A 17,590-nucleotide genomic window follows, 5' to 3' on the forward strand; every position below is an offset into this window, starting at 1 on the left:
TGTACAACTGCTTTTTCAGCCGGTTGAATCCATTTTTGGTCACATGGTTGGAGTGACACTGCGGACATGTCAGATACATCTTCTTCATCCTTAAAGCAAGAGATTCTGATCTTATCGAAACCTATCGGTCAGGGCACTACCTAAAAATTTACCACACAAGTAAAAATTACTCGCTGCACTCTTGATTTTCCGGCGAGTGCCGGATCCCCTGAGATTGTATACTTGTTTACTGAATAACTCCGACCATTTCTGCGCCCATTCCTTGAGCGCTTGAATGGGAGTGTACCCTGTCCCCTCCCCCGAAATAGGTCCAGCGAATAATGGTGGCCGAGCAGAGGAGAGCCCACATGCGCAAGAGCAAGTACAGCGAGCAGCAGATCGTTGACGCACTGCGTCGCGCTGAGTCTGGAGTAGCCGTCAAGGACGTGTGCCGGGAGCTGGGTGTCAGCGCGGCGACCTTCTATCAATGGCGCTCGAAATGGAGGCTTCGGACCTGAAGCGGCTGCGCGCGCTGGAGGCGGCGCGCCCTGGCGGGTGAGTCCATGGCCGAGGGTGTGAGCAAGCGGCGCGTCTGTCGACTGCTCGGGCTGAGCCGCTCGGTGCTCGACGATCACGCCCGCCCACGTGACGACGGGCCGCTGATCAAGGCGCTGAGCGCGCTGGCCGAGCGCCATCCATACGCCGGGTCCCGCAAGCGCTATGTGCGGCTGCGCCGCGCCGGACATCCCACCAGGAACCACAAGCGTGTGAATTCCCAGGCCAACCAAGGCCCCAAGCATGTACGGCTCGATCGAGCCGAACGAGGATCATTGCATCATGAGCATCAAGGAATACCGCACCGCCATCGAAGCCAGGGGCGGCCTCCTGGTGGTCAGGGACACGCCGGGCGTGGCCTTCGGCGACCGGGTGCGGATCGAGAACCATGCGGGCCAGATCCGCAACGGTCAGGTCATCCGTGCGGCGGACGAGGAGGTGCTGATTCTGGTCTTCGAGGGCACGGATGATCTGGACCTGGAGAACACCTGGGTCCGCTTCCTCGACGAGCCGGTGGAGATCGCGCTCTCGCCCGAGATCCTGGGGCGCGAACTCAACGGCCTCGGCGAGCCGCGCGACGGGCGCCCGCCGGTACTCTCGGGGCTGCGGCGGCCGGTGGGCGGCTCGGCCATCAATCCGGCCGCCCGCACCTATCCGCGCGAGTTCATCCAGACCGGCGTCTCGACCATCGACGGGCTCAACAGCCTGGTGCGGGGGCAGAAGCTGCCGATCTTCTCGGGCTCGGGCCTGCCGCACAACCGGCTCGCGGCGCAGATCGTGCGTCAGGCCAGGCTGGTCGACGAGAACTCCAGCTTCTCGATCGTGTTCGCGGCCATGGGCGTTTCCTACGCCGACGCCAAGTTCTTCCGCGACGAGTTCGCCAACTCGGGCGTGCTGCGCAACGTGGTGATGTTCGTCAACCTCGCCGACGACCCGCCGGTGGAGCGGCTCACCCTCCCCCGCGCCGCGCTCACCGCCGCCGAGTATCTGGCCTATGATCTCGACCACCACGTGCTGGTGGTGCTCACCGACATGACCAACTACGCCGAGGCGCTGCGCGAGGTCGCCACCGCCAAGGGCGACGTGCCCGCGCGCAAGGGCTATCCGGGCTATCTCTACTCCGATCTGGCGGAACTCTACGAGCGCTGCGGTCGTATCCACGACCGGCGCGGGTCGATCACCATGATGCCGGTCGTCTCCATGCCCTCGGACGACATCACCCACCCCATCCCCGACCTCACCGGCTATATCACCGAGGGGCAGATCGTGCTCTCGCGCGAGCTGCACAATCGCGGCATCTATCCCCCGGTGCACATCTCGCCGAGCCTGTCGCGGCTGATGAAGGACGGCATCGGCAAGGACGACACCCGCGAGGACCACCCCCGGGTCGCCGCCCAGCTCTACAGCCTCTACGCCCGCGCCCAGGAGACCCGCAATCTCGCCTCGATCATCGGCGCCGACGAGCTGTCCGAGCGCGACCAGCGTTTCCTCGAATTCGCCGATGCCTTCGATGCCCAGTTCGTCACCCAGGGCGAGCACGAAGAACGCTCGATCATCGACACCCTGGATCTGGCCTGGCGGCTGATGGCGCGTTTCCCGCGCGAGCAGCTCACCCGACTCCACGAAACCGACCTCGCGCGACACCTGCCCCATGACGACTGACGACACCATCGACTGCGCCGACTGCCGTGCCTGCTGCTGTCGGCTCGAGGCGGTATGCCTGACCGACACCGGGGTGCCGGCGCGTTTCCTCACCGAGGACGCCTGGGGCCAGACCTGCATGCTCCGGCTCGACGACGGCTGGTGCGCCGCGCTCGATCGCGACACCCTGCGCTGTCGCATCTACGCGCAGCGCCCGCTGGTCTGTCGGCTGTTCGAGATGGGCGGCCCCGACTGTATCGACGCGCGCCAGGACGCCAACCTTGCCCCCTCGGACTGAGCACCGGAACCAGGCACCATGACCGAATCGCTGATCAAGATACCGCCGACCAAGAGCAGCCTGCTGCGGCTACAGCAGCAGGCGCAGTTCCTGATCGCCGGACACGATCTGCTCGAACGCAAGCGCGAGCTGCTCACCCGACTGGTCTACGAGCGCATCGACGAGTACCGCGCGCTGCGGCGCGAGGCCGAGACCGCGCTCGGCGCGGCCTATCACTGCCTCAGCCTCACCCACCTGCGCATGGGCAGTCGCGGTATCCGTCAGGCCGCGCTCGGCGCCGAGCCGGCGCTGCGCGTCAACGTCCTGCCGCACCGCGCGCTCGGCGTCGAGTACCCGGCGGTGGCCAGCGAGCGCCTGCCGCTCAAGCCCGTCGGCCTGCTCGGCACCGACGCGAGCTTCGACGCCACCCGCGCCAACCTCGCCGAGGCCGCGGTGCTGCTCGCCCGTCTCGGCGAGGTCGAGACCGCGCTGCACCGACTGATGGAGGAGCAGCGCAAGGCGCAGAAACGCGTCAACGCGCTCAAGTACAACATCATCCCCCGCTACCAGCGCACCATCCGCTTCATCCGCTCGGCGCTGGAAGAGGAAGAACGCAACGCCCTGTTCCAGGTGAAGCTGCTGCGCGAGAGACAGAGGTAGCGGCCGGGAGAATTGAACCGCAAAGACCCGAAGGGCGCGAAGACGATAGAAGAGAAAGGCGTTCAGACGTGTAGGCCGGGCAAAGCGCAACGTGCCCGGCGAGTGGGTTGCGAATCAGCTTCCAGCGGTCAACTTCCAGCCACCAGCCACCAGCCACCAGCCACCAGCCACCAGTCACCAGTCACCAGTCACCAGTCACCAGTCACCAGTCACCAGCCATGGGTCTCACACTGGAGACTGAAGGTTTCTCGTTGGTAGCGCATTCGTCGGCTCGTAGGGTGGGATGCGTGACCGTGCGAAGACGTTGAGGATCAGCGCCGAGGCCATCCGGTCACGCACCCCATCCCGAACGATCGATGACCGGTCGGGCGGGCGAGGCGCGCCAGCCCTCCCCACTGGAGGCTGAAGGCTGGTGCCTGGACGCTCCTGTTCGCCGCTCAAAGCTCCCGACCCAGTTCCACCATCCGGTCGAGCAGCGCGAACAGGGCCTGGTGGAGTCGGGCGTAGTGCTCGGGGGGCTGGGCGCGAATATGCTCGGGCGATTGCACGAAGGGGCCGGTCTCGGTGAGTTCGTCGGCGCAGTGGACGAGCAGCCGCTCGACGCCCTCGGTGGTCGCCTCCAGATGGCACTGCAGCCCCAGCACCCGGCCCTCGAAGAGAAAGCCCTGGTTGGCGCAGGCGGCGCTCGCGGCGAGCGGTTGCGCGCCCTCGGGCAGGGCGAAGGTGTCGCCGTGCCAGTGGAAGATCTCGAACCCCTCGGGCAGCGCCGCGAACAGCCCCGAGGCGCGACCCTCGGCGCTGAGTTCGAGCGGGAACCAGCCGATCTCGCGCTCGGGGTTGCGACACACCCGCGCGCCCAGCGCGGCGGCGATCTGCTGGGCGCCGAGACAGATGCCGATCAGGTTCTTGTCGGCGCCGATGGCGCGCGAGATGAACGCGCGTTCGGTGGCGAGCCAGGGATGGCGCTGCTCCTGATCGACCCCCATGGGACCGCCCATCACCACCAGCCAGTCGATCTCGGCGAGCGCGGGCAGCGGCTCGCCGAGATCGAGCCGTACCACCTGCAGCGCATGGCCGCGGGCACGCACCCAGTCGCCGATCGCCCCCGGCCCTTCGAAGGGGACATGTTGCAGGACACAAACGCGCATCGGATCATTCATCATCACGACCTCAGCAACCCGAACCCTCGGAGAGCAGGTCGAGATCGTTCTGGATCATCGCCTTGGCGCGATAGAGTCCGATCAGCGTCTTGGCATCGGTGATGGTGGCGTCATGACACCAATCGAGCGCCTGACTGAAGGGCAGCCAGTGGACCTCGATCAGCTCGCCGGGCTCGTGCGCGACCGGCTGGCTGGTGAGCCCGCGCGCCAGCCACAGATGGATGACCTCGGTGAACACCCCGGGCGAGGCGTGCATCGGCCCGAGATCGTTCCACTCCTCGGCCACCAGCCCGGCCTCCTCGGCCAGCTCGCGCACGGCGGTGCGCTGCGGCGTCTCGTCGGGATCGATGCGCCCGGCGGGCAGCTCCCACAGCCAGCCTCCGGCAGCGTGGCGGAACTGGCGCAGCAGACAGACCCGGTCCTGGTCGTCGAGCGCGACCGTGGCCGCACCACCGGGATGGCGGACGATCTCGAGCGCCACCTCGGCGCCGTCCGGCAGCTCTACCTGCTCGCGGTTGACGTCGATCACCTTGCCGGCGTACAGGGTCTCGCAGTTGATGATTCGGGCTTCGGACATGGCAACCTCGTTTCGCTATCAATGCGTTGCGGGGCATCGCACGCAAGGGCCGAGCGCGCCTCCGGGCCGTCTGCTCCGGACCTCCCCCGCTGACGCACGGAGCATAACCGTAACCCGGCGGCACTGTCGCCCCGGCGCGTCGATTTGGTGGGCACTCGCGCCAGGTTCTAAACTACCGCACCCTGTCCACCCGATTCGACAAGCCGGATCGGAGCAATACCTGCGAGGAGCGACGGCTTGACCCAAGACCCAATCATCATCTCCATCACCTTCAGCATCTATTTCGTCATCGTGCTGCTGATCGGCTGGTACGCCTATCAGCGCACCCGCGATCTCTCCGACTTCATCCTCGGTGGCCGCCGACTCGGCAGCGGGGTCGCGGCGCTCAGCGCCAGCGCCTCGGACATGAGCGGCTGGCTGCTGCTCGGCCTGCCCGGCTTCGCCTATGCCTCCGGGCTCGAGTCGATCTGGCTCGCCGGCGGCCTGCTGTTCGGCACCTGGCTCAACTGGCTCGTGGTCGCCGCCCGACTGCGCGTGTTCAGCTTCGCCTACGGCAACGCACTGACGCTGCCCGAATACTTCGCCAATCGCTTCGCCGACGCCAGCGGTCTGCTGCGCGGCATCGCGGCGGTGTTCATCCTGCTGTTCTTCCTGATCTACACCGCCTCCGGCCTGGTCGCCGGCGGCAAGCTGTTCGAGTCGGTCTTCGGCCTGCCCTATGTCTGGGCCGTCGGCATCGCGGTGCTCTCGATCATCGTCTACACCGCCATCGGCGGCTTCCTCGCCGTCTCCTGGACCGACGTGATGCAAGGCCTGCTGATGGCCGTGGCGCTGATCGCCGTGCCGATGCTCGCCATCGCCTTGGCCGGCGGCAGCGACAACGCGATCGATCAGCTCAACACCCTCAATCCCGAGCTGCTCGACCCCATGACCAAGATCGACGGCACCGCCATCGGCTGGATCGGCATCGTCTCGCTCGCCGCCTGGGGCCTCGGCTACTTCGGCCAGCCGCACGTGCTCGCGCGCTTCCAGGCGATCGCCTCGCCGCGCAAGGTGGCCACCGCACGCCGCATCGCCGTCACCTGGGTGGCGCTCACCCTGATCGGCGCCACCCTCACCGGGCTGGCCGGCATCATCACGCTCGATGCGCCGCTGCTCGACGACGCCCGCGAGACGGTGTTCATCGAGCTGGTCAACCTGCTGTTCCACCCGGTGATCGCCGGCATCCTGCTCGCGGCCATCCTCGCCGCGATCATGAGCACCGCCGACTCGCAGCTGCTGGTCAGCTCCTCGGCCTTCACCGAGGACGTCTACCGCACGCTGATGCGCCGCGAGGCCAGCGAGCGTGAGCTGGTGATGGTCGGGCGCGCGGCGGTGGTCAGCATCGCGCTGTTCGCCTTCGCCCTGGCGATGGACCCGGATGCCATGGTGCTCGATCTGGTCGCCTATGCCTGGGCCGGGTTCGGCGCCGCCTTCGGCGCGCCGCTGGTGCTCTCGCTCTACTGGCGGCGGATGACGCGCCTGGGCGCGCTCGCCGGCATCATCGTCGGCGGTCTCACCGTGGTGGTGTGGAAGCAGCTCGACGGCGGTCTGTTCGCGCTCTACGAGATCGTCCCCGGCATGCTGTTCTCGGCCCTCGCGGTGGTGATCGTCAGCCTGTTCGATCGTCAGGGTCAGGAGCACCTCGGCGAGCGCTTCGACGAGGTGCGCGAGCAGTTGCGTGTCGAGATGCGCGGCTGATCCCCGCCCCACGAGACGTGCAAGGCGTCTCGGCGGCGCCGCCCCGGCGGGACCGGGGCGGCGCCCATCGTCAACGATCGGCACGACACCGCCAGCAGGGCTGCATGCTCACCGGAGTGTTCATCTCCCCGTAACCGATCGTACATAGAATGAAACCCAACAGACCCCGACCCCAGGCGCCCGTGCCCCAGCGGCACGAGGGCCGCGCCAGTCGCTCCGATCCGAGCTCTTTGGCGACGCCGCGCCGACGCCGCGCCCATTGCACCCAGGACCCCCGAAGATGCCCACCATTCTTGTCATCGACGACGAACCGGATATCCGCGAAGTGATGCGCTTTGCGCTCGAGAGCGCGGAGTTCCGCGTGCTCGAGGCCGGTCATGCCGACGAGGCCCGCAAGCTGCTCGCCAGCGACCAACCCGACCTCATCCTGCTCGACTGGATGCTGCCCGGGCGCTCCGGCCTGGAGCTGGCCCAGCAACTCAAGCAGAACCCCAAGACCCGCGGTCTGCCGATCATCATGATCAGCGCCCGGGGCGAGGAGGAGGATCGCGTCAAGGGGCTCGACACCGGCGCCGACGACTACATCGCCAAGCCTTTCTCGCCGCGCGAGATGATCGCCCGCACCAAGGCGGTGCTGCGCCGCGCCAAGCCGAGCGAACCGGCCGACGAGATCGAGATCGGCGGACTGCGCATCGACAACATCGGACACCGCGTCAGCGCCAACGGCCGCCCGGTGGAGGTCGCCCCCACCGAGTATCGTCTGCTGCACTTCTTCATGACCCACGCCGACCGCGCCTTCAGCCGCTCACAGCTGCTCGATCAGGTGTGGGGCGATCAGGTCTATGTCGAGGAGCGCACCGTCGACGTCCATATCCGGCGGCTGCGCAAGGCGCTGGAGCCGACCCGTCACGACGGCCTGTTGCAGACCGTGCGCGGCGTCGGTTACCGCTTCTCGGACAAGACCTGAGCCGGCAGGCCCCAGCCCCGATGCGCCGCGCCCTGCTCTTCGAGCTCGCGCTCTTCGCCGTCCCCTCGGGCGGCGCCCTGATGCTGTGGCTCGGCGGTCTGGCGCCGGCCTGGAGCGTCCCGCTGGCGAGCGTCCCCGCGCTCGGGCGCCATATCTTCCGACTGATCGACCTCAGTACCCTGATCCGCCGCCAGCACCGGCTCGCCCCGCCCTTCCCGCGCGGACTCTGGGGCGAGGTCTATCGCAACATCGCCCGCTACCAGCAGCGCGGGCGCAAGGGGCGCAAGCGCCAGATCCGCTTCACCCGTCGCTTTCGCGAGGCGGCCAACGCCGTCCCCGACGCCCTGGTGATCCTCGACAAGCACCACCGCATCGACTGGGCCAACCCCGCCGCCGCGCAGCTGCTCGACATCCACTGGCCGGAGCAGGACGGGCAGCACTTCCTCGACGTCTTCTGCCACCCCGAACTCGGCGACTTCCTCCACGACGGCGAATACCTGCGCCCGCTCGACATCGCCCCCAGTCACAACCGCGCGCTGATGATCTCGCTGCGCATCGCCCCCTTCGGCGAGCGCAAGCGCCAGCGTCTGGTGGTGGGACGCGACATCACCAAGGTCTATCACCTCAACATGATCCGGCGCGACTTCGTCGCCAACGCCTCGCACGAGCTGCGCACCCCGCTGACGGTGATCGGCGGCTTCGTCGAGAACCTGCTCGACGCCCCCAACACCCCCGAGCCCCACCGCCGCCCGCTGACCCTGATGCACAACCAGGCCGAGCGGATGCGCTCGATCATCGAGGATCTGCTCACCCTCTCGCGTCTGGAGATGCACGACAGCCCCGCCGACCAGCACAGCGTCGACGTCCCCGAGGAGCTGCGACTGATCCTCCAGGAGGCGCAGGCCATCGGCGATGCCGGTCACCGACTCGACCCCCTGATCGACACCGGACTGCTGCTGCTCGGCAACCAACCCGAGCTGCGCAGCGCCTTCTCCAACCTCGTCTTCAACGCCATCAAGCACACCCCCGCCGGCACCCGCATCCGCATCCGCTGGTGCCAGGACAAGGACGGCGCAACCTTCGTCGTCGAGGACGACGGCCCCGGCATCGCCCCCGAGCACCTGCCCCGGCTCACCGAACGCTTCTACCGCATCGACGCCGCGCGCTCGCGCCAGTCCGGCGGCACCGGGCTGGGACTGGCGATCGTCAAACACGTGCTCAACCGTCACGACGCCAGCCTCAACATCTCCAGCGAACTCGGCCAGGGCACCACCTTCGCCTGCCACTTCCCCACCACCCGCACCCTGCGCCGCGACGCCCCCGTCCCCCACGTCGACACCACCCCACCCAATCCAAGCCGCTCGGCCAACGGCGAGGGTTGAGGCAACACCCCATCTAACCGAAAGACGCATCGAGATCGATGGGTCGTCTGGCATATCTCGATCGTCATCACCGCGACAGCAGCATCCAATCTGATGTCTCTGAGATCGGCCACCCAAACCGGCGCAACATCACGCGGCCCCTAAACCACAGCGACATTGGCGACGCCATCGGGCACACGAAGCGAACGGCGTACAATAAACCCGACGTCCAGGTTCGCGGCTCGGTCAACGGCAGATCACGACTCGATCGAGGCCCCGCCCACCGACCCAGCAGTGTCAGACCCCGTCCGATTGTGCGAAGATCGGCGACAACCTTTTTGACCAACCATTCAAGCAATCCATGTCTTCGACTCTCGAATCCAGCCAACCCACCCCCACCTCTTCCGACGCCTGCGTGGTGCCGAGCGATCCGACCGCGGCGCCGGTGAGCGACCCGCGTCTCTGGCACCTCGGCACCCGCGTGGTGGCGATGCCGAGCGACACCAACGCCTATGGCGACATCTTCGGCGGCTGGCTGATGGCGCAGGCGGATCTGGCCGGGAGCACGGTGGCGATCCAGGTGGCGCAGGGTCGGGTGGCGACGGTGGCGGTCAAGGAGTTCCGCTTCCTCGCCCCGGTGCTGGTCGGTGATCTGGTCGATCTGTTCGCGCGGATGCAGCGTCTCGGCAACAGCTCGGTGACGGTCGAGGTGCAGATCTGGGCACAGCGCGAGCCCGACCCGGCCAGTCGCCACCAGGTCGCCGCCGCGGCGATCACCTATGTCGCGGTGGACGACGATGGCCGACCGCGCCGGATCACGCCACCGCCGGCGCTGAGCGACTAGCGCCGTCCCGGGCGCACGCCCGACCACCCTGCCGCGACATCTTGTCGCCCCACCCCGCAACACGAGGATTCGCACCATGTTCGAAGCAACCAAGGTCGGCCGCTCGGTGAGCAAGCAGGACTTCAAGGAGCAGCAGACACAGCTGCGCACCGACCTGCTGGCCGCGCAGCGCGAGCTGAAGGCCGCGCAGGTGCCGGTGGTGGTGCTGATCTCGGGGATCGAGGCGGCGGGCAAGGGCGAGGTGGTCAATCGGCTCAACGAGTGGCTCGACACCCGCGGGGTGCAGACCTTCGCCTTCTGGGACGAGTCCGACGAGGAGCGCGAGCGCCCGCGCTACTGGCGGTTCTGGCGGGCGCTGCCGGGGCGCGGCGAGATGGCGATCCTGTTCGGCGGCTGGTATCAGACGCCGATCGAGCACCGCTTCCGCGATCACTGCGGCGATGCCGAGCTCGACGCCGAGCTCAACCGCATCGTCGACTTCGAGCGGATGCTGATCCAGGACGGGACGCTGATCGTCAAGTTCTGGTTCCACATGTCGGAGTCCGACCAGAAGGCGCGGCTCAAGGAGCTCTCGCGCGACGACAAGAGCCGCTGGAAGATGCTCCCGGACAAGAGCAAGTTCTCCGAGCAGTACGCCGCCTTCGAGGAGGTCGCCGAGCGGGTGATCATGCACACCGATCGCGGCGTCTCGCCCTGGTATCTGATCGAGGCCGGCAACCGCCGCTATCGCGACCTCACCGTCGGCAAGACCCTGCTCCATGCGATGCGCGCACGCCTGGCCGCCGCCGGCCCCACCGACGAGCCGGTCTCGGGCATCGGCAGCCCGGAGCTGCCGGCCGGCGAGCAGGCGCAGATCACCCTGCTCGATCAGCTCGATCTCTCGCTCGCGCTCGAGCGCGACCCCTACAAGGCCGAGCTCAAGCGGCTGCAGAACGAGATCAACGAGCTGGCCTGGCGCGCCTACACCCAGAAGCGCTCGACGGTGCTGGTGTTCGAGGGGGTGGACGCCGGCGGCAAGGGCGGCGCCATCCGTCGCATCACCAACGCCATCGACGCCCGGCTCTATCGCGCCATCCCGGTGGCGGCGCCGAGCGACGAGGAGAAGGCGCACCACTATCTGTGGCGCTTCTGGCGCCAGATCCCGCGCGCCGGCTATATCACCCTCTACGACCGCTCCTGGTACGGGCGGGTGCTGGTCGAGCGCGTCGAGGGTTTCGCCACCGACGCCGAGTGGCGCCGCGCCTACTCCGAGATCAACCGCTTCGAGGAGCAGCTGGTCGACAGCGGGGTGATCCTGCTGAAGTTCTGGCTGCACATCAGCCAGGACGAGCAGCTCAAGCGTTTCAAGGACCGCGAGAACGTGCCCTACAAGCGCTACAAGATCACCGACGAGGACTGGCGCAACCGCGAGAAGTGGCCGCAGTACAAGGAGGCGATCAACGAGATGGTGGTGCGCACCAGCACCCGCCACGCCGCCTGGACCCTGGTCGAGGGCAACGACAAGCCCTATGCGCGGATCAAGGTGCTGCGCACCATCTGCGCGGCGCTGACCGAGGCGCTCGAGGGCGAGCAGCCACCGCCGGCGGGTTATCTGCCCTGCGGCGAGCGTCGCCCGCAGCCAGCCGAGACGGCGACCGCGGGCAAGAAGGACAAGTGAGGATTCAGCCGGGCAGGTCGAACAGACGCAGCGCGTTGTCGCGGGTGAGCGCGGCGATCGCCTCCGGGGTCGAGCCGCGCACCTCGGCCAGGCACTCGGCCACGTGGGCGACCCAGGCCGGCTGGTTGGACTTGCCGCGATGCGGCACCGGGGCGAGATAGGGGGCGTCGGTCTCGATCAGCAGGCGCTCGTCCGGGACCTGGCGGGCGACCTCGCGCAGCTCGGCGGCGTTCTTGAAGGTGACGATCCCGGAGAAGCCGATGTGGAAGCCGAGTTCGAGGGCACGGCGCGCCGTCTCCCAGTCCTCGGTGAAGCAGTGCACCACGCCGCCGACCTCGCCCGCGCCCGCCTCCTCCAGGATTTGCAGGGTATCGGCGCGGGCCTGACGGGTGTGGATCACCAGCGGCTTGGCGCAGGCGCGCGCGGCGGCGATATGGGTGCGGAAACGGCGCTGCTGGCGCTCGGCGTCCTCGGCGCCACGGTAGTAGTCGAGCCCGGTCTCGCCGATGGCGCGCACCCGGGGGTCGTCGGCGAGCGCGAGCAGGCGCGCCACGTCGGGGTCCTCGCCCTCGTTCTCGTTGGGATGGACGCCGACCGAACAGAAGACCTCGGGATAGGGCTCGATCAGCGCGCGCATCGCCGGATAGTGCTCCAGGTCGATGCCGATGCTCATCAGGTGGGTGACGCCCGCGGCGCGGGTCGCCGCGATCAGCGCGGCGAAGTCGCCGCCATGAGGGGTGAGGTCCACCCGGTCGAGGTGGCAGTGTGAATCAACCAGCATCAAAAACAGCCTACATGGTGTGGGTGGGACGCTCGGAGTTGAGCATGCCCGCCAGATATTCTTCGATCTTGCGCCGCGCCGCGCCCTTGTCCTGATCGCTGAACTGCACCCCGACGCCGACCGAGCGGTTGCCCTCGGCGCCGGGCGGGGTGATCCACACCACCCGACCGGCCACCGGGATGCGGTCGGTCTCCTCCATCAGCTGCAGCAACAGAAAGATCTCGTCGTCGAGCTGATAACGCTTGGTGGTGGGGATGAACAACCCGCCGTTCTTGATGTAGGGCATGTAGGAGGCGTAGAGCGCGCTCTTGTCGCGGATGGCGAAGTTGAGGATGCGCTGCTGGCCGCCCAGCGCGCCCAGCGAGTTGGTCGGTGAACTCATCGATCGGGACCCTCGGGGTGGATGCGTGCGGACGTCACGCGAGATCACGCCGACGCGGCTCGGCCGGACACGGCCAGCTCGCGCCATTCGATGGCCAGCGACTCCAGCAACAGTTGGGCGTTGACGCTGCCCTCGCACTGGGTGCGGGCCTCGAGCACCCGCCTGAAGAAACGATGCGCGGCCACCGGATCGAGCCGTGAGGCGAGCGCGGCGAGCGCCTCGCGCTGATCGGGGTTGTCGAGCCGGGGCGGCGTCGCGCTCGCGCCCAGGCGCAGCAGGTCGCAGAGCCAGCCGGCCATCCACTCCAAGAGTAACGCGGCGCCGAGCTTGTTCCAAGCCGCCGCCTCTGCGAGCGGCGCGCGCTCCCCCCGGGCCAGCGCGATGAACCCCTGGAGCCGCTGCGCACGCGCCTCCAGGCGCTCGGGGTCGAGCCGGTCGAGCGCGGCCAGCGGCGCGCCGTGGGCCAGACGCAACGCCAGCGCGGCCTGCTCATCGGGCAAACGACCACGCAGCCAGGCGAGCGCCTCGGCCTCCGCAGGCAACGCGATACGCAGCTGCTGACAACGGCTGCGGATGGTCGCCGGCAGCCGCTCCGGGTGCTCGGCAACCAGACACAGCAGGGTGCGCCCGACCGGCTCCTCCAGGGTCTTGAGGAGCGCGTTGGCCGCCGCGGCGTTGAGATGATCGGCGGGATCGATCAGCACCACCCGCCGCGCGACCCGGCTCGGGGTCAGCGCCTCACCGGCGCAGAGGGTACGGATCGCGGCGATCGGGATGTCACCGGACTTGCTCTCGGGGTCGGGACCGACACGCACCAGATCCGGATGATTGCCGGCGGCGAGCAGCACACACTCCGCACAGCGCCCGCAGGCCTGCCCCTCGGTGTCGGGTGCGGCGCAGAGCAGCGCACGGGAAAAGCGTTCGAGCAGAGCACGCTTGCCGACCCCGGCCGGTCCGCTCAGCAACAGCGCGTGCGGCAGCCGATCGGCGACGCGCGCCTGTTGCAGCCGCGCCCAGGGCGCGGCGAGCCAGGACGGCAGTCGATCGCGCCCCTGGCTCATCGTCCGGCCCCGAGCGTCTCGTGCAGCTCCACGGCGAGACGCTCGATCTCGGCGCTGACCGACTCCAGCGGTGCGGCGGCATCGATCACCCGATAGCGCTCCGGCATGGTCGCCGCCCGCGTCAGATAGACCGAGCGCACGGCCTCGAAGAAACGCAGGGTCTCGCGCTCGAAGCGATCGGTCGTGCCGGCACGGGCGCGGGCACGCGCCAGCCCCTGCGCCGGCGGCAGATCGAACACCAGGGTCAGATCCGGGCGCAGCGCCCCCTGCACCAGCCGCTCGAGGGTGGCGATGGGAGCGACGTCGAGCCCGCGCCCCCCTCCCTGATAGGCGTAGGTGGCGTCGGTGAAGCGATCGCAGATCACCCACACCCCGGTCTCGAGCGCCGGGCGGATGGTCTTGTCGAGATGTTCGGCGCGGGCGGCGAACATCAGCAGCAGCTCGGCGGTCTCGCACATGGCGCCGTGCTCGGGATCGAGCAACAGTTCGCGGATGTGCTCGGCGATCGGCGCCCCACCCGGCTCACGGGTGGTGATGACGCGCCGCCCCTGGGCTCGCAGCGCCCCGGCGAGACGCTCGACCTGGGTACTCTTGCCCGCGCCCTCGATCCCCTCGAGGGTGATGAAACGACCAGCTTCGGTTGATGCAGACATCTATTTTCCCAGGATATAGCGACGCACCGCGCGCTTGTGCTCGGCATAGGTGGCCGAGAACTGGTGGGTGCCGTCGCCCTTGGAGACGAAGAACAGGGCGTCGCCGTCGGCCGGGTGCAACACCGCATGGATGGTGCCGCGACCGGGCAGCGAGATCGGCGTCGGCGGCAGACCGTCGATCACATAGGTGTTGTAGGCGGTCGCCTCGCGCAGGTCGGAGCGGCGGATATCGCCCTCGTAGCGCTCACCCATGCCGTAGATGACGGTCGGATCGGTCTGCAGCCGCATCCCCATGCGCAGCCGTCGCACGAAGACCCCGGCGATCTTGGCCCGCTCATGGGTCGCGGCGGTCTCCTTCTCGACGATGGAGGCGAGGATCAGCGCCTCGTAGGGGGTCTCGACGGGCAGGTCCTCGGCGCGACCGGCCCACTCCTCGGCGAGCACCAGCTTCATCCGCTGCATCGCACGACGCAAGACGTCGATCCCGCTGGTGCCGCGCGGGAAGGCATAGGTATCGGGGAAGAAGCGCCCCTCCGGGTGCTCGCCGGGATGGCCGAGCCGGGCCATCAGCTCGGCATCGCTGAGCGCGGCCAGCCCCTCGCCGCCGAAGTGCGGATGGGCGTCGATCGCCTCGACCGCGCGACGGAAGGTCCAGCCATTGACCAGGGTGATCGGATACTGCACCACCTTGCCACGCACCACGTGATCGAGCACCTCGACCGGTGTCATCGCGGCGGTGAGGGTGTACTCGCCGGCCTTGATGCGCGTCTGATCACCACGTCGATAGGCCAACGCGATGAAATAGTAGGGATGCGGGATGATGCCGCGCTCGGTGAGCCGCTCGGCGATCTGGCCGAGCGAGCTGCCGGCCGGGATGTCGAAGACGACGGATTCACGATCGAGCGCGATCGGCGTCGTCTCGAAACGCTGGTAGTCGACCCACAACCCGGCGCCGAGCACACCCAGGGCAATGAGCAGGATCAGGAGGATTCGCAGCAGGGTCATTCGGTGAGTCGTCATCCAGGCGTGTGCGAGGCGGCCCGCACTGCGTGCAAGAGGTCCCAGGGCTGATCGTCGAGGTCGAAGCGCCGCGCTTCGAGCCTGGCCACCGGCCAGACAGCGATCACCGCATTGGTGAGAAAGAGCGCGCGGGCGCGCTCGAGGTCATCGCCGTTCAGGCGGCGCACCTCACAACCGATGCCGGCCTCGGCAGCCAGCTCTCGCACCAGTTCGCGCACCGTGCCGGTGATACCGGCCTGATCGAGCGCCGGGGTGTAGAGCCGCGCACCGTCCCACAGGAACAGGTTGCTCATGGTGCCCCCGCAGATGGCGCCATCCGGGGTCTGCATCAAGCCCTCGGCGATGGCGCCATCGTCCCACTCGCGCCGTGCCAGCACCGCATCGAGCCGGTTGAGGTGCTTGAGCCCGGCCAGCGCCGGATTCACCGAGACCGGCGTACGACAGTAGCGCACCGCCACGCCCCGTCGCCAGTCCGGCCCCGGCGGGCGCGGATAGAGCAGCAGGATCCGCCGGGGCTCGGGCCGCGCCGGCGGCCGGTAGCCACGTCCACCGCTGCCGCGCGTGAGCATCAGCTTGAGCACCCCCTCCTCGACGCCATCGAGCAGCGTCGCGAGCTCGGATTCGAGCTGGGCGGCAGGCGGGAGCGAGAGCCCCAGGCGCGCGCAGCCATGCGCAAGTCGGGCGAGATGACGTGACCACTGACAGGGCCGGCCGGCACGTACCAGCAGGGTCTCGAACAGACCGTCACCATAGTGCAAGGCGCGATCGGTGATCGTCAGATCAGACAGCGGACAGCCGTTGAGCAGCACCCGCAGCGGGGCGCCCGGCGTGTCATGAGTGGGTTGTGGGGAGACGCTGGAATCGCTCAACACACGACTCCTGGAGCGGCGGGAAGCGCCCACCGGGGCACGGCGCGAGAGGCGCCGTCCCCGATGGGTACGCGGGGTCAGACCCGACGGAACACCAAGGTGCCGTTGGTACCGCCGAAACCGAAGGAGTTCGACATCACCACGTCGAGCTTCGACTCGCGTGCGGTGTTGGGCACGTAGTCGAGGTCGCACTCCGGATCCGGGGTGCTGTAGTTGATGGTCGGCGGCGCGACCTGATCGCGCAGCGCGAGCACCGAGAACACCGCCTCGGCGCCACCGGCGGCGCCCAGCATGTGACCGGTCATCGACTTGGTGGAGCTGACCATGGTCTTGTAGGCATGGTCGCCGAGCGCACGCTTGACCGCGAGGGTCTCGCCTCGGTCGCCAGCCACGGTCGAGGTGCCGTGGGCGTTGATGTAGTCGACCTGATCCGGGCTGATGCCAGCATCGTTGAGCGCCATCAGCATGCAGTCGGCCGCACCCGAGCCATCGGTCAAGGGCGCGGTCATGTGGTAGGCGTCGGAGTTCATGCCGACACCGACCAGCTCGGCATAGATGTGCGCGCCACGGGCCTTGGCGCTCTCGTACTCCTCGAGCACCACCACGCCGGCGCCGTCGCTGAGCACGAAGCCGTCGCGCTCCTTGTCGAACGGACGGCTGGCGCCGACCGGATCGTCGTTGCGGGTGGAGAGTGCGCGCGCCGCGGCGAAGCCGCCGAGGCCGACCGGCGAGGTCGCCATCTCGGCGCCGCCGGCGAGCATCACGTCGACATAGCCGTGACGGATCATCAGCGCGGCCTCACCGATGTTGTGGGTGCCGGTCGCACAGGCCGAGACGATCGAGTAGTTCGGCCCCCTGAGGCCGAATTTGATCGAGAGATTGCCCGCCACCATGTTGACGATGTTGGCGGGAACGAAGAAGGGAGAAATCCGACGCGGCCCCTTGGAGCGATAGGCCTCGTAGTTGTTCTCGATACCGGTGATGCCACCGATGCCGGAGCCGACGGCGACGCCGATGCGGCGGCAGTTCGACTCATCGATCTCCAGTCCGGAGTCGGCAATGGCCTGAGAGCCCGCGGCGACACCGTAGTGGATGAACTTGTCCATCTTCTTGGCGTCTTTCTCGGCGATGTACTCGCTGGGATCGAAGCCATAGATCGGCCCACCGAAGCGGGTGCTGAACGGTTCGATGTCGAAGTGCGTGATCGGCTGGATCCCACTCCTGCCGGCAAGGATGCTGTCCCAAGCGGACTTGACGTTCAGACCAACTGGCGCCACCAGACCCAACCCAGTGACAACTACCCTTCTGCCTGCCATTGCTTACCCCTTCTCGTTCAGTACACCACGATTTGGCGGGTCGAGCCGCGTGCGGCGTCCGTCTCCGACGGACGACTGCGCGCGGACAGC

General features: G+C 68.0%; 18 protein-coding genes. 9 read left to right on the top strand and 9 right to left on the bottom strand.

Translation table 11 applies throughout. The features are described from left to right. The first annotated feature begins 347 nt into the window (after positions 1-347). The 4 genes from EBL84_RS10330 to EBL84_RS10345 all read left to right on the top strand — a co-directional run bounded on the left by EBL84_RS10330 (position 348) and on the right by EBL84_RS10345 (position 3,112). On the top strand, positions 348-497 hold the full coding sequence (locus tag EBL84_RS10330) for a transposase (RefSeq protein WP_165913477.1): 150 nt from the start codon (positions 348-350) through the stop codon (positions 495-497). 319 nt (positions 498-816) lie between these two features. After that, on the top strand, positions 817-2,196 hold the full coding sequence (locus EBL84_RS10335) for a V-type ATP synthase subunit B (RefSeq protein WP_005223694.1): 1,380 nt from the start codon (positions 817-819) through the stop codon (positions 2,194-2,196). Further along, positions 2,186-2,473 carry a YkgJ family cysteine cluster protein gene (locus tag EBL84_RS10340; RefSeq protein WP_123140741.1) on the top strand — a complete coding sequence of 96 codons (288 nt, stop codon included), beginning with the start codon at positions 2,186-2,188 and terminating at the stop codon, positions 2,471-2,473. The genes EBL84_RS10335 and EBL84_RS10340 overlap by 11 nt, the downstream gene beginning before the upstream one ends. Before the next feature lie 18 nt (positions 2,474-2,491). Next, a complete protein-coding gene (locus EBL84_RS10345; protein ID WP_123140742.1) occupies positions 2,492-3,112 on the top strand; it encodes a V-type ATP synthase subunit D in 621 nt (206 codons plus the stop codon). Positions 3,113-3,549: 437 nt separating this feature from the next. On the opposite strand, the gene EBL84_RS10350 is transcribed toward EBL84_RS10345, so the two are convergent. Continuing rightward, a complete protein-coding gene (locus tag EBL84_RS10350; protein ID WP_223806993.1) occupies positions 3,550-4,260 on the bottom strand; it encodes a type 1 glutamine amidotransferase in 711 nt (236 codons plus the stop codon). 22 nt (positions 4,261-4,282) lie between these two features. Next, on the bottom strand, positions 4,283-4,849 hold the full coding sequence (locus EBL84_RS10355) for an NUDIX hydrolase (RefSeq protein ID WP_005223698.1): 567 nt from the start codon (positions 4,847-4,849) through the stop codon (positions 4,283-4,285). 237 nt (positions 4,850-5,086) lie between these two features. Here EBL84_RS10355 and putP point away from each other — a divergent pair, with 237 nt between their 5' ends. The 5 genes from putP to pap all read left to right on the top strand — a co-directional run bounded on the left by putP (position 5,087) and on the right by pap (position 11,418). After that, positions 5,087-6,589: a sodium/proline symporter PutP gene (gene putP, locus EBL84_RS10360; protein ID WP_123140744.1), complete on the top strand. Its 1,503-nt coding sequence runs from the start codon at positions 5,087-5,089 to the stop codon at positions 6,587-6,589. Positions 6,590-6,869: 280 nt separating this feature from the next. After that, on the top strand, positions 6,870-7,556 hold the full coding sequence (gene phoB, locus EBL84_RS10365) for a phosphate regulon transcriptional regulator PhoB (RefSeq protein ID WP_123140745.1): 687 nt from the start codon (positions 6,870-6,872) through the stop codon (positions 7,554-7,556). Positions 7,557-7,576: 20 nt separating this feature from the next. Beyond that, complete coding sequence (gene phoR, locus EBL84_RS10370; protein WP_123140746.1) at positions 7,577-8,938, top strand: phosphate regulon sensor histidine kinase PhoR; 1,362 nt, start codon at positions 7,577-7,579, stop codon at positions 8,936-8,938. Positions 8,939-9,278: 340 nt separating this feature from the next. Beyond that, positions 9,279-9,761, top strand: a complete 483-nt coding sequence (locus EBL84_RS10375; RefSeq protein WP_005223702.1) for an acyl-CoA thioesterase — start codon at positions 9,279-9,281, stop codon at positions 9,759-9,761. Positions 9,762-9,837: 76 nt separating this feature from the next. Beyond that, positions 9,838-11,418, top strand: coding sequence for a polyphosphate:AMP phosphotransferase (pap, locus tag EBL84_RS10380; RefSeq protein WP_123140747.1), 1,581 nt, complete (start codon positions 9,838-9,840; stop codon positions 11,416-11,418). Between the two features lie 4 nt (positions 11,419-11,422). Here the strand turns inward: pap and EBL84_RS10385 are convergent, their stop codons facing one another. The 7 genes from EBL84_RS10385 to fabF all read right to left on the bottom strand — a co-directional run bounded on the left by EBL84_RS10385 (position 11,423) and on the right by fabF (position 17,500). Then, positions 11,423-12,199, bottom strand: coding sequence for a TatD family hydrolase (locus EBL84_RS10385; RefSeq protein ID WP_062274392.1), 777 nt, complete (start codon positions 12,197-12,199; stop codon positions 11,423-11,425). Positions 12,200-12,209: 10 nt separating this feature from the next. Further along, positions 12,210-12,581, bottom strand: coding sequence for a PilZ domain-containing protein (locus EBL84_RS10390; RefSeq protein ID WP_082806048.1), 372 nt, complete (start codon positions 12,579-12,581; stop codon positions 12,210-12,212). A gap of 44 nt (positions 12,582-12,625) precedes the next feature. Beyond that, positions 12,626-13,642 carry a DNA polymerase III subunit delta' gene (gene holB / locus EBL84_RS10395; RefSeq protein ID WP_123140748.1) on the bottom strand — a complete coding sequence of 339 codons (1,017 nt, stop codon included), beginning with the start codon at positions 13,640-13,642 and terminating at the stop codon, positions 12,626-12,628. Continuing rightward, entirely contained in the window at positions 13,639-14,295 is a 657-nt protein-coding gene (gene tmk, locus EBL84_RS10400; protein ID WP_123140749.1) for a dTMP kinase, read from the bottom strand. The genes holB and tmk overlap by 4 nt, the downstream gene beginning before the upstream one ends. Then, complete coding sequence (gene mltG / locus EBL84_RS10405) at positions 14,296-15,300, bottom strand: endolytic transglycosylase MltG (protein ID WP_223806994.1); 1,005 nt, start codon at positions 15,298-15,300, stop codon at positions 14,296-14,298. An 11-nt stretch (positions 15,301-15,311) separates the two neighbouring features. After that, positions 15,312-16,187 (bottom strand): aminodeoxychorismate lyase, encoded by an 876-nt coding sequence (gene pabC / locus EBL84_RS10410; RefSeq protein ID WP_369957875.1) that lies wholly within the window; start codon positions 16,185-16,187, stop codon positions 15,312-15,314. A 74-nt stretch (positions 16,188-16,261) separates the two neighbouring features. Further along, a complete protein-coding gene (fabF, locus tag EBL84_RS10415; protein ID WP_123140752.1) occupies positions 16,262-17,500 on the bottom strand; it encodes a beta-ketoacyl-ACP synthase II in 1,239 nt (412 codons plus the stop codon). Positions 17,501-17,590 lie beyond the last annotated feature (90 nt).

Source organism: Marichromatium sp. AB31, from assembly GCF_003718685.1.
In the GTDB taxonomy this organism is placed as follows: Bacteria; Pseudomonadota; Gammaproteobacteria; order Chromatiales; family Chromatiaceae; genus Marichromatium; species Marichromatium gracile.

Coding starts and splice junctions, on each gene's coding strand:
- phoB (WP_123140745.1), top strand. CDS start 6,870: ATGCCCACCATTCTTGTCATCGACGACGAACCGGATATCCGCGAAGTG.
- holB (WP_123140748.1), bottom strand. CDS start 13,642: ATGAGCCAGGGGCGCGATCGACTGCCGTCCTGGCTCGCCGCGCCCTGG.
- pap (WP_123140747.1), top strand. CDS start 9,838: ATGTTCGAAGCAACCAAGGTCGGCCGCTCGGTGAGCAAGCAGGACTTC.
- EBL84_RS10350 (WP_223806993.1), bottom strand. CDS start 4,260: ATGCGCGTTTGTGTCCTGCAACATGTCCCCTTCGAAGGGCCGGGGGCG.
- EBL84_RS10375 (WP_005223702.1), top strand. CDS start 9,279: ATGTCTTCGACTCTCGAATCCAGCCAACCCACCCCCACCTCTTCCGAC.
- EBL84_RS10385 (WP_062274392.1), bottom strand. CDS start 12,199: ATGCTGGTTGATTCACACTGCCACCTCGACCGGGTGGACCTCACCCCT.
- EBL84_RS10345 (WP_123140742.1), top strand. CDS start 2,492: ATGACCGAATCGCTGATCAAGATACCGCCGACCAAGAGCAGCCTGCTG.
- EBL84_RS10355 (WP_005223698.1), bottom strand. CDS start 4,849: ATGTCCGAAGCCCGAATCATCAACTGCGAGACCCTGTACGCCGGCAAG.
- EBL84_RS10390 (WP_082806048.1), bottom strand. CDS start 12,581: ATGAGTTCACCGACCAACTCGCTGGGCGCGCTGGGCGGCCAGCAGCGC.
- fabF (WP_123140752.1), bottom strand. CDS start 17,500: ATGGCAGGCAGAAGGGTAGTTGTCACTGGGTTGGGTCTGGTGGCGCCA.
- EBL84_RS10335 (WP_005223694.1), top strand. CDS start 817: ATGAGCATCAAGGAATACCGCACCGCCATCGAAGCCAGGGGCGGCCTC.
- mltG (WP_223806994.1), bottom strand. CDS start 15,300: ATGACCCTGCTGCGAATCCTCCTGATCCTGCTCATTGCCCTGGGTGTG.
- EBL84_RS10330 (WP_165913477.1), top strand. CDS start 348: ATGCGCAAGAGCAAGTACAGCGAGCAGCAGATCGTTGACGCACTGCGT.
- tmk (WP_123140749.1), bottom strand. CDS start 14,295: ATGTCTGCATCAACCGAAGCTGGTCGTTTCATCACCCTCGAGGGGATC.
- EBL84_RS10340 (WP_123140741.1), top strand. CDS start 2,186: ATGACGACTGACGACACCATCGACTGCGCCGACTGCCGTGCCTGCTGC.
- phoR (WP_123140746.1), top strand. CDS start 7,577: ATGCGCCGCGCCCTGCTCTTCGAGCTCGCGCTCTTCGCCGTCCCCTCG.